General features: G+C 68.9%; 10 protein-coding genes and 3 pseudogenes. 6 read left to right on the top strand and 7 right to left on the bottom strand.

Features of this window, described 5'->3' with window-relative positions:
* Both ABZT02_RS15150 and ABZT02_RS15145 read right to left on the bottom strand, forming a co-directional pair.
* A partial coding sequence (locus ABZT02_RS15150) for a carboxylesterase family protein (protein WP_356017967.1) occupies positions 1 to 260 on the bottom strand: 260 nt, incomplete at its 3' end.
* Between the two features lie 1193 nt (positions 261 to 1453).
* Positions 1454 to 1768, bottom strand: a complete 315-nt coding sequence (locus tag ABZT02_RS15145) for a hypothetical protein (RefSeq protein ID WP_356017965.1) — start codon at positions 1766 to 1768, stop codon at positions 1454 to 1456.
* Positions 1769 to 2046: 278 nt separating this feature from the next.
* Between ABZT02_RS15145 and ABZT02_RS15140 the strand changes: the two genes are divergently transcribed.
* Together ABZT02_RS15140 and ABZT02_RS15135 are read left to right on the top strand one after the other, a co-directional pair.
* Positions 2047 to 2745 (top strand): SDR family oxidoreductase, encoded by a 699-nt coding sequence (locus tag ABZT02_RS15140; RefSeq protein ID WP_356017963.1) that lies wholly within the window; start codon positions 2047 to 2049, stop codon positions 2743 to 2745.
* A 390-nt stretch (positions 2746 to 3135) separates the two neighbouring features.
* Entirely contained in the window at positions 3136 to 3966 is an 831-nt protein-coding gene (locus ABZT02_RS15135; protein ID WP_356017960.1) for an enoyl-CoA hydratase/isomerase family protein, read from the top strand.
* A 404-nt stretch (positions 3967 to 4370) separates the two neighbouring features.
* Here ABZT02_RS15135 and ABZT02_RS15130 read toward each other — a convergent pair whose 3' ends face one another.
* A complete protein-coding gene (locus ABZT02_RS15130; protein WP_356017959.1) occupies positions 4371 to 4979 on the bottom strand; it encodes a TetR family transcriptional regulator in 609 nt (202 codons plus the stop codon).
* 133 nt (positions 4980 to 5112) lie between these two features.
* Here ABZT02_RS15130 and ABZT02_RS15125 point away from each other — a divergent pair, with 133 nt between their 5' ends.
* The 4 genes from ABZT02_RS15125 (at position 5113) to ABZT02_RS15110 (ending at position 8511) form a co-directional block, all read left to right on the top strand.
* A complete protein-coding gene (locus ABZT02_RS15125; RefSeq protein ID WP_356017957.1) occupies positions 5113 to 5952 on the top strand; it encodes an alpha/beta hydrolase in 840 nt (279 codons plus the stop codon).
* Between the two features lie 81 nt (positions 5953 to 6033).
* Complete coding sequence (locus ABZT02_RS15120; RefSeq protein ID WP_256915185.1) at positions 6034 to 6762, top strand: SDR family oxidoreductase; 729 nt, start codon at positions 6034 to 6036, stop codon at positions 6760 to 6762.
* Between the two features lie 296 nt (positions 6763 to 7058).
* Entirely contained in the window at positions 7059 to 8126 is a 1068-nt protein-coding gene (locus ABZT02_RS15115; RefSeq protein ID WP_356017954.1) for an alkene reductase, read from the top strand.
* 241 nt (positions 8127 to 8367) lie between these two features.
* Complete coding sequence (locus ABZT02_RS15110; protein ID WP_256915187.1) at positions 8368 to 8511, top strand: hypothetical protein; 144 nt, start codon at positions 8368 to 8370, stop codon at positions 8509 to 8511.
* A 683-nt stretch (positions 8512 to 9194) separates the two neighbouring features.
* Here the strand turns inward: ABZT02_RS15110 and ABZT02_RS15105 are convergent.
* From ABZT02_RS15105 to ABZT02_RS15090, 4 genes and pseudogenes are all read right to left on the bottom strand, one after another.
* On the bottom strand, positions 9195 to 10106 hold the full coding sequence (locus tag ABZT02_RS15105; protein WP_356017950.1) for an alpha/beta hydrolase: 912 nt from the start codon (positions 10104 to 10106) through the stop codon (positions 9195 to 9197).
* Between the two features lie 188 nt (positions 10107 to 10294).
* A pseudogene (locus tag ABZT02_RS15100) lies at positions 10295 to 10559 on the bottom strand (IS5/IS1182 family transposase); the annotation flags it as partial.
* Positions 10560 to 10710: 151 nt separating this feature from the next.
* Positions 10711 to 11469, bottom strand: a pseudogene (locus ABZT02_RS15095) (nuclear transport factor 2 family protein); the annotation flags it as partial.
* Between the two features lie 33 nt (positions 11470 to 11502).
* Positions 11503 to 12438, bottom strand: a pseudogene (locus tag ABZT02_RS15090) (NADP-dependent oxidoreductase); the annotation flags it as partial.
* Between the last annotated feature and the right edge of the window lie 30 nt (positions 12439 to 12468).

Genomic DNA, 12468 nt, shown 5'->3' with positions numbered 1-12468 from the left:
GTCACCGGGAGCGCCTTGTCGGCCGGCTGCTCGGGGGCCCATACGTTCAGGTTCAGGCAGTCCTCGCCCATCCCGCTGTCAGCTTCTAGCCAGTCGCCGCTGTCGGGCTGGACAGAGACGACGCCCTTGCGGTCATAGGGTCGGTCCGGAGCGAAGTCCGCGACCACGGGGCGGCGATACCGCTCGGCGGTGGCGTACGGGATTCCCCACCAGGACCGCACCCCTGGTGCAGTCGGAGCCTTGGGCGCGGTCGTAGTCATGGCGTGAGATTCCTTCCGGAGCGTTTCGGGTGTTTGCGCGGCGTGTCGGCGGCTGATCGCTCGCGGTGGCGCTCCCCAAGCATTCCCTGGACTCCGGTGAATCGCCGGGCGGACAGCGGTCACCTGATGGTCATCAGGCGACACCTGTCTGCTCGTCCTCTTCTCCTGGCCCGTCGCCAAGCAGGCGAGGGCGACCTGGGACCCTGCCGTCAGCGGGTCCCCTGACTCGACACGCCGACTTGCCCAGGTAAGCCGGTGCAGCTCGCGGGCCCGAGCATGCCCGCTGATCATGCTGCTGCATCGGACGGTGATCTTCCTGGCCTCGCCCAGGGATGCGAGCCGGCTACAGAAGGCGACGGGTGTGGTGTGACATGACGCGGGAGGGCTTCGTTGATCTTCTGAGGTTCGTTCTCGGGGCCTGAACCTGCCCTGGAAAGAGTGCGGGGGCGACCGTCACACCGGCCTGACGGCCGAACCGCAGGGCTCTACCCAAGAGGGGCGAGTAACCCGTCCGGGCGGTTTCCTCTTGGGGCGGTTTCCCCACCCCTGGACGTCATCGCAGATGGACCACAGCGAGGGCGACAGTGTCTGCACAGCGCGATGGCGGCCCTGCCGCACAACCGGCTAATGGGACAACGAACCGCCCCGAGACACCGTCGACTGAACACGACCGCGCCGTCCCGGCCCCTGTACGGCCCCTGCGGCTTGGCATCGCCCCTCAGAGCAGTCGCCCGAACGACGATCGGTAACCGCGAGCACCTACTCCGCCGCAGGCCAGAGGGGTTGGAACTCCCCCGACCGCTACCGGACTCCAAACCCACGAGCAGCGGATTCAGTCCGTTCAGGCGAAGTTGACGATCCGACACCCAAAAAGGAACGTTTCCGCGGGTCAGAAGCCTGCACAAGTGGGGCGGGTGCGACTCGAACCCACGACCGACGGATCATGAGCCCCTTGTCGATCAGTGCCGATTCACGCCGTTCTGCAGGTCAGACGTGCTGATCCGTGTCAGCCCTTTGCAGTGCTTGTCGGTCTGTTCCTGTCCTTGCGACCCCTCAATGGCCCCTGGAGGTCGATGAGTTGGACGGTCGTCACGGAAGCAGCCATGTCCGCACAGTTCAACCAAGGGGATAGAACCTTCGCACAGCGGATTTGCCTTCCAACGCCCAGAGGCTCCGCCCCTCTACTATCCAGCTCAGTCGCCTTCTCCCAGAGTGAGCTGGAGGGATCGGGCGGACGTCGTCTTCATGCGCGCGGTGTGGAGGTTACCCCTCCGCCGGGGACTCTCCCGCGGCTTCATGCCGATCAAAGGGCGGAGCGACGTACGGGCGGAGAAGTTGCCGGGCTGCCAGCGGTCGACGTTGCGCATGTCGGTGACGTCGCATCCGCCAGCGGGTTTGGCGGTGCCGCTGATGAAGCCGCGGCTGAGAGGTGAGCAGGCGACGAAGCCGACGCCCAGTTCGTCGAAGATCGGGAAGAGCTGCTCTACGTCCCGCTCGAACAGGAGCACCCGGGCAGATGGACGGGACCGGCTGTACGACTTGCGCCCTGCGGGTGGTCTGCGGGCCGGTCTCGCTCAGACCGAAGCACTTGACCTTGCCCGCGTCGATCAGCTCCTTGGCGGTGCTCCGGCAAGGTGCCCCGGCGCAGCGCCGTCACCGGGCGGATCGGTTGCGATCACTGACTCAGCCTGCTTACTATTACGACCGTAATTCAATAAACCTGGGCCACGTCAGGCCATGCCATCCGCGCCCTGGTCATCTCCTCTCCACTTCACCGGGAACCTTCATGAACCTCTCCGCCAGCACCGCCCTTGTCACCGGAGCCAACCGCGGCTTCGGCCGGGCCCTCGCAGCCGAACTGCTCAGCCGCGGCGCCACCGTCTATGCGGGCGCCCGCAATCCCGACCAGGTCGACCTGCCCGGCGCCAAGCCGATCGCACTCGACATCACCGACCCCGCCTCCGTCGCGGCCGCCGCCGCGGCCACCGGCGACGTGACCATCCTGGTCAACAACGCCGGGTCGTCCACCGGTGCCGACCTGCTCGCCGCCGACCTGGACGACATCCGCCTGGAGATGGACACCCACTACCTCGGCACCCTGACGGTGACCCGCGCCTTCGCACCCCAGATCGCAGCGAACGGCGGCGGGGCGATCCTGAACGTCCTGTCCGGCCTGTCCTGGGTCAGCTTCCCGGAACTCGGCGCCTACTGCGCCGCCAAGTCCGCGGAGTGGTCGCTCACCAACGCCCTGCGCGTGCAGCTCGCCGACCAGAACATACGGGTGGCCGGTCTGCACGTCGGCTACATGGACACCGACATGGTCCGGACCGTCGACGCGGCCAAGTCCGACCCGGCCGACATCGCGCGCATCGCCGTGGACGGCATCGCCACCGGCGCCTACGAGATCCTCGCCGACAACGCCGCCCGCCAGGCCCAGGCAGCACTGTCCGGGGGCGTCTCGGCGCTCTACCCGCAGCTCCCCTGAGACGCACCCACCACCGGCCAACCGCCGGGCACGTTCGCCAAGGGAACACCACGGCACAGCATCTGCGATTCGCCGGTCGGCCAGACATGCCAAACGGCCGGCGATGGTTCCCCCGCGTGTCGGGTCTTGCCTACTGGGCGTTTTTCGATCCATTGCATTACGACCGTGAGGTACATGGTGGGGACCGAGCGGTGGCTCGCCATCAGCGCGAACGGATGGAGCCCACACCATGCCGCACGGGTGCAGGCGGGACCGGCCCAGCCGATGCAGCTCCGACTGACAAGTCGGTGACACCCGCACCCCGCCAGGCCCAACAGCTCCGTGGTCGCCGGACGCGATCACGGCCACGCAAGCCCAAGCCCAAGCCCGCTACGAAACGGAAACCACGCCATGAGCCAGCCCAGCACGATCCGCCTGGAGCGGACGACCCCGCGGACCGCGAAAATCACGTTCTCGAATCCTCCCGTGAACCTGGTGGTCCCCGAGTCCATCGTGACGCTGCACAAGATCGTCCAGGAGCTCGAGAACGACCCGGACATCCAGGTCGTCGTCTTCGCCAGCGAACTTCCCGACTTCTTCATCAACCACTTCGACGCCGCCGCGGCCGCCGACCTCCCCGCGCCCGAGCACGAGGACGACAATCCGCTCTGGACCGACATGGTCCTGCGGCTGACCAAGGCCCCGTTCGTCAGCATCGCGGCCATCCGGGGCCGTACCCGGGGCGCAGGCAACGAGCTGGCACTGGCCTGTGACCTGCGCTACGCCAGCCGCGAGAAGGCGTTCTTCGGCCAGCCCGAGGTCGGCCTGGGCCTCGTCCCCGGCGGAGGCGGCGGCGAACGCCTGCCGCGCGCCATCGGCCGCGACCGCGCGCTGGAGGCGATCCTGACCAGCGCCGACTACGACGCCGACACTGCAGAGCGCTGGGGATGGGTCACCCGGGCCCTGCCCGACGCGGAGCTCGACGCCTTCGTCGACGCGACGGTCGCCCGTCTCGCCTCCTTCGACCGGCAGGCAATTGCCACCGCGAAGTCCCAGGTCAACCGGGCGACACTGCCGCCGGACGCCCACCTGGTCGCCGCCTTCGGTGAGTTCGCGGGCACCCTGACTCAGCCGGGATTCGCCGCGCGTGCGGTCAGGCTCGGCGCAGTGGTCGCCGAAAAGGGCCTCGACGTCGAGTACCAGCTGGGTGAGTACATCGGCCGGGTCAGCGAAGCCCTCTGATCGCTCACGACTGACCGCAGCGCCCCACAGGGCGCCCGTCGGCGCCGCGACACCCCCGGGGGGCCATCCCTCCACCCACCAGGGCTCCCATGGCGGCCGGGCACGCCTCAACGGCAGCCCGGCCGTCAACTCCCGGCCGGAAGGCCCCGCCGCACCCGCCGGGCCCGAGCACGGAAAACGCGACGGACGATGCCCCACCGCGCACGGTCGTGACGTGCGAGTCGATCGTTCTCGCGTCATGTGCCGTGGCTTCGTCGCCGACACATGAACACTTTTCGGCAGCGGTGCCAGGCCCTCCTTCGAGAGGGCTTCTGCTGTAACGCCGCTCCAGCGGCTTGAAATCGCAGGCTTTTGCGTCAGTGTCCGACCCTCGGGTGCTCGCGCCCTGCGTCGGTCGGCTGCGGTCAGGCTTCTGGGCCCTGTGCCGCCGGCTGATCACCGCTGACGTGCGCCAGCGAGACGAGAATCTCCTTGCGGCAGACGTCGAGGATTTCGTCCGCCAGCGGAGAATCGTCCGGGCATGCCCGCGACAGCATGACCGCGCCGACCGAATGGGCGAGCATGTCGATCAGCGTGGTGCGGTCCACGCGCTGGTCCGCATCCCCCGGCGTGTCGCTTGGGGCCTGAAGGGCCGTCAGCAACTGCTCGATCCCGGCGGCGAACTCTCCTTTTATGTCTGTCGGCTGACGTGCGGCATCGCCACTGAGGGCCGCGATGGTGCAACCGTCACCGCGCCCGTCGCGATGCTCCCGGGACACATAGCTCCCGACGAACTCGGCCGGGCCCAGACCTTCTGCCCGTGCCGCGATCTGCGAGAGCCCGCTCGCGGACGCCTCTGCCATCAGGTCGGCCTTGGAGCGGAAGTGCTTGTAGAACCCGCCATGGGTGAACCCGGCGGCTGCCATCAGTTCCGCCACACCGACCCCGTCATAGCCGCGCTCACGGAACAGTCCGGCTGCTGTCGCGACGATGTGCGCACGGTTCTGCTCCGCCTGCGCCTTGGTCACTCGCATGTCCAGCCCCCTCCTCCTACGGTCGACGCTCGCTGGTCAAGCATACATAGATGTCGATCGACATCTAAGAGCTTGACTTTTTAGATTACGAACGTCATCGTATTGCTCATCCCCCTCCAGAAAGGCTCAGGCCATGAGCGATACGCATGTGACCGCCCCGACGCAGTACGTCGAGGTCGACGGCGACCGGTTCGCCTACCGACGCTGGGGCAAGCCCTCCGGCGTCCCGATCTTCCTGGTCCAGCACTTCCGCGGGGGAATGGACCACTGGGACCCCCTGCTCACCGACGGCCTGGCCGAAGGCCGAGAGGTCATCCTCTTCAACGGGCGCGGCATCGCCTCGTCATCCGGCACGCCGCGCAACCGGATGGAGGACATGGCCGACGACATCGCCGCGGTCATCCGGGCTCTGGGGCTGGAGCAGGTCGATCTGCTCGGGTTCTCGATCGGCGGCTGGCAGGTGCAGGAGGTCGCGCTGCGCCACCCCCAGCTGGTGCGCAAGCTCCTCCTGCTCGGCACCGGCCTGCGCGGCGGGGACCCGACGATGGACCCCAAGGTGCCCGAGGTGGCGCTGAATCCGGTCCCCGGCCTGGAGGACTTCCTCTTCCTGTTCTTCGGCCGTTCCGAGGCCGCGGTCGAAGCGGGCCGGGCCTTCTGGGAGCGCCGCCACCAGCGGGCCGACCAGGACCCTCCGAGCTCGCCCGCCGTCGGGCAGGCGCAGTTCGAAGCCGCCACCGCCTACGGGGACCCGCTGCCCGGCGAGAACCCCTACGCCTTCCTGAACGCGATCACCCAGCCGACCCTGGTCCTCAACGGCACGAACGACGTGATGATCGCCTCGATCAACTCCTGGCACCTCGTCCAGAACATCCCCAACGCCCAACTGCTGATCTACCCCGACGCCGGGCACGCAGCGCACTTCCAGTACCCCGAGCGGTTCCTGAAGCACGCCCTTCAGTTCCTCGACGAGTAAGCAGCCGCGCCCGAAAAGGCGAACGGCACGTCCTGGGTGTGCCCCCACCCCCGAAGAACCACCTGACGAGAAGAGACGGACATGAAGATCGAAGGTTCGGTAGCTCTGGTGACCGGCGCCAACCGTGGCATCGGCAAGGCCTTCGCGGACGAGCTCCTCGCCCGCGGCGCGACCAAGGTGTACGCGGCTGTCCGCGACGTCACCACCATCACGGACCCGCGGCTCACGCCCGTCGCCTTGGACGTCACGGACCCGGCAGCCGTCGCCGCGGCCGCTGCCCAGTTCGCCGACGTCTCGATCGTCGTGAACAACGCCGGTGTCGCCAGCGCCAACTTCCCCCTCTCCGCCTCGCTCGACGTGGCGCGCAGCGAGCTGGAGGTGAACTACTTCGGGCTCATCTCCATGACGCAGGCGTTCGCCCCAGTCGTGGCGGCCAACGGCGGCGGCGCCTTCGTCAACATGCTCTCGGTCGCCTCATGGGCGGCATACCCCGTAGCCGCCACGTACGGGGCGTCGAAGGCAGCCGCGTGGAGCTACACCAACGCCGCAAGGCAGCAGCTCAAGACACAGGGGACCGAAGTCGTCGCCGTCCACGTCGGGCCGGTCGACACGGACATGCAGGCCGGCTTCGACGTCCCCAAGACCCCGCCGGCCGACGTGGCCCGCAGCGCCCTGGACGCGCTGGAGGCAGGCCGACCCGAGGCCATCGTCGACGAGATGAGCCGCAACGTGAAGTCCACGCTGCACGACGACCAGGCCCTGCTGTACCCGGCCATCGAGGCGCAGCTCGCCGAGCAACTGGGCGACTGATCCACGGGAGCGCCGGCATCGAGGCCGAGGCCGCGGCCTGGGCCCCGCAACGGTCACCTGGGTGTGGTCGAGGCGGGTGTCCGGTACCGCCGCGGGTAGCGGGCCACGAAGTCGGACTTCTGCGCGCAGCCGACCTCCAGCATCGCCGCGTACGACTGCTCAGGAACTCCGGAGCCCCCCCCCCCCCCCGCACGCCCCCAAACCCTTCCTGCGCTGCCCACCACCCAACAAAACATTATGTTCGTAATGTAATCTGCCGAACTCATGGCGGATGCCGACACCCCGAGGAATCACGCATGCTCAACAGCCTGTGGACCCCCACCGTCGCCGGAAAGATTTCCCTACCGCACCGTCTGGCGATGTCCCCCCTGACCCGCAACAGGGCCACCCCAGACGGCGTGCCCACCGATCTCAACGCCGAGTACTACGCCCAGCGCGCCTCGCACGCCCTCATCATCACCGAGGGCACCCAGCCCTCCGACGACGGCCAGGGCTATATGACGACCCCGGGCATCTACACCGAGGCGCACATCACCGGCTGGCGCAAGGTCACCGACGCCGTACACAAGGCCGACGGACGCATCGTCATCCAGCTCATGCACGTCGGGCGCATCTCCCACCCCGACAACACCCCCCACCACCGCCAGCCCGTGGCCCCCTCCGCCATCAAGCCGGCAGACCAGATGTTCACCGCCTCCGGGATGCAGAAGATGCCGGAGCCGCGCGAGCTGACCACCGAAGAGGTCGCCGCGACGGTCGACGACTTCCGCCGCGCCGCCGCGGCAGCCATCGCCGCAGGCGCCGACGGCGTCGAGATCCACGGCGCCAACGGCTACCTCATCCACCAGTTCCTCTTCCCCACCACCAACCAGCGCACCGACCAGTACGGCGGCTCCCTCGACAACCGCATCCGCTTCGCGGTCGAGGTCGCCACCGCCGTGGCCGACGAGATCGGAGCCGACCGCACCGGCATCCGCTTCTCCCCCGGCAACCCCTTCCAGCTCGGCGACCTCACCGAGGACGACACCCACGAGCTCTACCCGGCACTCGTACGCGCCCTCGCCCCCCTCGACCTCGCCTACCTGCACCTCGCCCACGGCGGCGACGAAGAACTCCTGGGCACACTGCGCGAGCTGTGGCCGAACACACTGATCCTCAACCGCGCCGGCACCGACATCGCCACCCGCGCCAAGGACATCGACAACGGCATCGCCGACGTCATCACCGTGGGCTCGATGGCACTCGCCAACCCCGACCTCGTGGAGCGCGTACGCGTCGGCGCTCCCCTGAACGACCCCGACCCCGCCACCTTCTACGGCGGCGGCGCGGCCGGCTACACCGACTACCCCACCCACGCCGCCTGACCACAGCCCCCAGCGCCGGAGGGAGTCGCCTTCCTCGGGCGCTTCGGCGTACGCACGCCAGGGCATAGATGCTGAACGTCCGCGCGCGTGACGAGCGCGGGTCCTGGGGTGCGACCCGAGCGGCAACGTCGTCGATCACGGTGAGCACCCCGTCGGTGTACGCACGTCGGGTCGCGTCCGCGCAGCGAGCGATCTCGTCGAGCAGGGCGGCCGACGGGCAGCCGTGCTCAGAACTGTCACGGTGCTGCACCGAGAGACAGGCCCGCAGGATCTGCTCCATCCCGGCCTGGCCGGGCACCGCCGCACCCACAGCCTCGCGCTGCGCGCGCAGCTGGTCGGCGACCGCCGTCGCGACCAGATCGTCCTGGAGTCGAAATGGGCGTAGAACGCACCCTTGGTCAACCCCGCAGCGGCCATCAGCGCAACGATCCCCGAACCGTCGATCCCGTCGCTCTTGAATCGACGCCCAGCGGTCTCACCGGACGATCGGCCCCGATCTGGCCGACGTCAGCGCCGACGGCGCGATCACCAAGGCCCCGTGCGGCGGCGACCAGGGCCGTCGCAAGGGTGAGCCAGATCCACCGGTCAGTGGCCTGAGGTCACGGCGAGCGGGCCGAACAGGTTGACCTCCAGTTGGAGACGGACACCGGAGGTGTCGGTGTCGAGCACGGAACCGACGCGGGCGATCCCGGTGTTGTCACCACGACGCTCACGTGCTGCGCGATCCCGGCGGCGCGGGTTACCTAGGCGGGGCCCGTCACGTCGAGGTGGAGCGGGATCAGCCGGGGGGCGTCGGCGACGATCGTGCGAGGGTCGCGGGCGGCGGCGTAGACCTTCGCGGTACCGCGGTCGAGCAGTTGCCGGACGAATTCGCGGCCGAGGCCCGGTTCGCGCCGGTGACCAGGGCGATCTGGCCGCCGAGCCGAGTCACGAGACCTTCTCCGTGAGGGTTGTGGGGCGGTATCCGGCGCCACGATCCACCTGCGGTTGGTGGGATCGTGACGTCGGATACGGCCGGCTGGGCGTGGAATCCGGAAGATCGCCGGACGGTGACGAGCTAAGTGGTACTCAGGCGCCGAGATGCCGGCGCAGCCACTGGCCCATCTGCTCGATCGCCTGGTCGACCTCGGGTACGCGGCCGGCGCCGAGGATGAAGGAGTGTTGTCCCTCGGGCAGCGGGTGGACCTCGGAGGTGACCTTGAATTCGGTGAGCCGTTGTGCGAGTGCGGCGCCGTCGCCGGCGAGGGTCTCGTACGCGCCGTAGTGCACGACGGTGGGCGGGAGGCCGGTCAGGTCGGCGTTGACGAGGCTGAGCCGCGGGTCGGCGAAGTCCAGGTCCGGGTCCTGCACATACGCTGCCCGCATCTGCTCGAGGATGTTGCGGCTGAGCATCTTGTCGTGTTCCTCGTTCTCATCCACCTTGGGGTTGGTGAGGGTGACGTCGGCCCATGGCGAGATGCTGACGATCGCACCGGGGGTGGGCTCGCCCTTGGCGAGCAGCCGCAGGGGCAGCATGACGGCGAGAGTGCCGCCGATGGAGTGGCCGGTGCTGCCGATGTTCTGCGGCTGGTAGCCCTGTGCGAGCAGCCACCGGTAGGCGGTCTCGACGTCGTCGAGCTGTGCCGGGTAGGGGTGTTCGGGGGCATGGCGGAAGTCCACGACGAGCGAGCGGATCCCGGCGGCCTTCGCGATGTGCCCGGCGGCCTTGCGGTCCGAATGCATGGAGGCGGTGACGGATCCGCCGAAGTGGAAGTGCAGCAGCGCCCGGTCGGGGGCGGCGCCGGCGGGGATGGCCCAGAGGGCGGGGACGCCGTCGGCGTCGACCTCGGCGTAGGTGACGTCTTCCGGTTCGGTGGACGCCAGGTGGTGCGTCTCGGCGATGTCGCGGACGACACCCAGGTCCAGGCCCGGCGTCATCCACTTGGCGCGCACGCCTTCCAGGAACTGCGCGAACTGCTGCGCCTGCGGACTGATTCCCATGATGAGACTCCTGTCTGCGCTGGGCACGCTCGTCGTGCCCAGCCGGTTCGGTGATGCGACAAGGTGCTGGTGTGCGGGCCCGGGGGCGGCGGCCAGCGGCCGGCTGGACGAGTGAAGGAGGGCGCGGGGTGCGATACGGGCGAGAGCGCAAGCAGGAGACGCGGCGGCGGATCATCGCGTCCTGGTTCGTGGAGTTGTTCGGCCGGGCCGGCTTGCGCCCACCGGTGCGGGCGCCGGCGGATCGTACGGTCCGAGCATTGGCCGGTGGCCACCCGTTCACAGCCGGATCCGTGGACCAGCGCGAGGATGACCAGCTCGAACACAACCCGGTCCGGGGACCGCTCTGCGGTGACAGCCCAGCGGATGTCCCGGGTCGAAGCCGGGTCGCTCAGGACACAGCGCGGCGAACTGGACGAAGACCGGTTCGAGCAACGCTGATGGCAGGGCAGGCACGGGACTCCATCGATCACTGAGCGTAGACAACACTGATGATCGATTCCGTGCCTGCTTGCTACGTCGGAGTACCCACTTGTCCGGATCTTGGACGCCAAATGCGGCTCGCTCTTATGGGGCTGGACACGATTCGCGCCGCCCCCGGCGGCTGTCAGAACATCGTGTTGTCGTTGGCGGCGGTCTCGGGCACGTCCTGCGCGGAGTCCCAGTGCTCGACGATCTTTCCGTCCCTGACCCGGAAGAGGTCGAGGACCGACCGGCCACGCTCGCCCGGTGCGTCGATCTGGTGACTGTGCACGGCGACCAGATCTCCCTCGGCGATGACCCGTTTCCGTGTCACGCTCAGCTGCGGCGACCGCTCGAAGTACCCGCCCAAGCCGGCTTTCGCGCCGTCCGCGCCGTCGGAGAGGAGCGGGTTGTGCTGGTGATACTCGGCGCCCAGGTAGGTGTCGATGGCGGTCAGATCCTTGCGGACCAGCAACTGGTCGAAGAATTCGGTGACGAGTCGCTTGTTGTAGGCGGTGAACCAGCGCTGCCCGACCGCCTCGGTCCGCGGCTCGCTGAGCGTGGCGAACATGTCGTTGCCGCTGGCCGTGGTGGCGGGCACTTCCTGAATGATGTCCCAGTGCTCGGCGATCTTGCCGTCCTCGAAGCGGAACAGGTCGAACACGGCCAGACCCTCGGTGCCCGGCACCATGACGTAGCGGGAGTGCAGCAGCACCAGATCCCCTTCGGTGATGATCCGGCGGGGCTCGAAGGCGGCCTGCGGGAACTGCTGTCGCATGGCGCCGCTGAAGTATTTGAGGGCGTCGGCTCCGTCGGGCGCCAGGGGGTTGTGCTGGATGTAGGAATCGGGCCGCACGACCCGATCGACGATGGCCGTGTCGCCGAGGACGAACACGTCATGCAGCAGTTGGCTGGCAATCTGTGCCTTGCTGTCTCGAACGGTCAGCACGATCTTGCCGGTGGTGCGGCCGGTCTCGCCGAGCGCGTGCGCCTTCGCGGCCTCGGCGAGCGGGAAGGTGGCGTCGATGTGGGCGCGCAGTGCGCCGGTCTCGACGAGGGCGGCGATGGCCTGCATGCCGGCGTGGTCGGCCTCGACCAGCAGCGACTCGTAGCGGATCCCCCGCTCGGCGATCGCCGCCAGTTCGCCGGCGTCGACGGGTACCGGAAGGATCGAGACGAGGGTGCCGCCCGGGCGCAGCACGGCCACGGATCGGGCGCGGGCGGCGGAGTCACCGGAGATCGGGTCGAGGACCACGTCGATGTCCCTGAGCACCTCGGTGAAGTCGACGACGCGGTAGTCGATGACCTCGTCGGCACCGAGGGATCGCAGGAAGTCGTGTTTGGCGGCGCTGGCGGTGCCGATCACGTACGCGCCGCGGGCCTTGGCGATCTGCACGGCGAGGTGACCGACGCCGCCGGCCGCCGCGTGGATCAGGACTCGCTGCCCGGCCCGGACGCCGGCGGTGTCGACCAGTGCCTGGTAGGCGGTCAGCGCGGCCAGCGGCAGCGCACCGGCTTGGACGTGGTCGATGCCGGCGGGCTTGTGCGTGAAGACGCGGGCCGGCCCGGTCACGTACTCGGCGTGCGAGCCGACTCCACCCGGGTAGGGCAGCATGCCGAAGACCTCGTCGCCGGGCTTGAACAGGGTGACGCCCACGCCGACGGCCTCGACGACACCGGAGACGTCCCAGCCGAGCACCAGCGGCAGCCGGGCGATGGTCGCGGACCGGGCACGGTTCCCCCAGTCGGTCGGGTTGACCCCGGCCGCGTGGACGGCGACCAGGATCTCGCTCACCCCTGGCGCCGGTTTGGGCAGCAGGGTCTCCTGCAGCACGTCGGGGGTACCGTAGGTGTCCTGGCTGATGGCTCGCATGGTCTCGGTGTCCGTCATGGGCCCAGCCTG

This window comes from Streptomyces sp. NPDC005402 (genome assembly GCF_040606575.1).
In the GTDB taxonomy this organism is placed as follows: Bacteria; Actinomycetota; Actinomycetes; order Streptomycetales; family Streptomycetaceae; genus Streptomyces.
Note: the sequence above shows the minus strand (reverse complement) of the source record. Positions and strands in the feature narration are given on the sequence as shown.

Excerpts from the sequence above, each read along its gene's own strand:
- ABZT02_RS15140 (WP_356017963.1), top strand. The coding sequence starts at position 2,047 with ATGAACCTCTCCGCCAGCACCGCCCTTGTCACCGGAGCCAACCGCGGC.
- ABZT02_RS15135 (WP_356017960.1), top strand. The coding sequence starts at position 3,136 with ATGAGCCAGCCCAGCACGATCCGCCTGGAGCGGACGACCCCGCGGACC.
- ABZT02_RS15130 (WP_356017959.1), bottom strand. The coding sequence starts at position 4,979 with ATGCGAGTGACCAAGGCGCAGGCGGAGCAGAACCGTGCGCACATCGTC.
- ABZT02_RS15125 (WP_356017957.1), top strand. The coding sequence starts at position 5,113 with ATGAGCGATACGCATGTGACCGCCCCGACGCAGTACGTCGAGGTCGAC.
- ABZT02_RS15120 (WP_256915185.1), top strand. The coding sequence starts at position 6,034 with ATGAAGATCGAAGGTTCGGTAGCTCTGGTGACCGGCGCCAACCGTGGC.
- ABZT02_RS15115 (WP_356017954.1), top strand. The coding sequence starts at position 7,059 with ATGCTCAACAGCCTGTGGACCCCCACCGTCGCCGGAAAGATTTCCCTA.
- ABZT02_RS15105 (WP_356017950.1), bottom strand. The coding sequence starts at position 10,106 with ATGGGAATCAGTCCGCAGGCGCAGCAGTTCGCGCAGTTCCTGGAAGGC.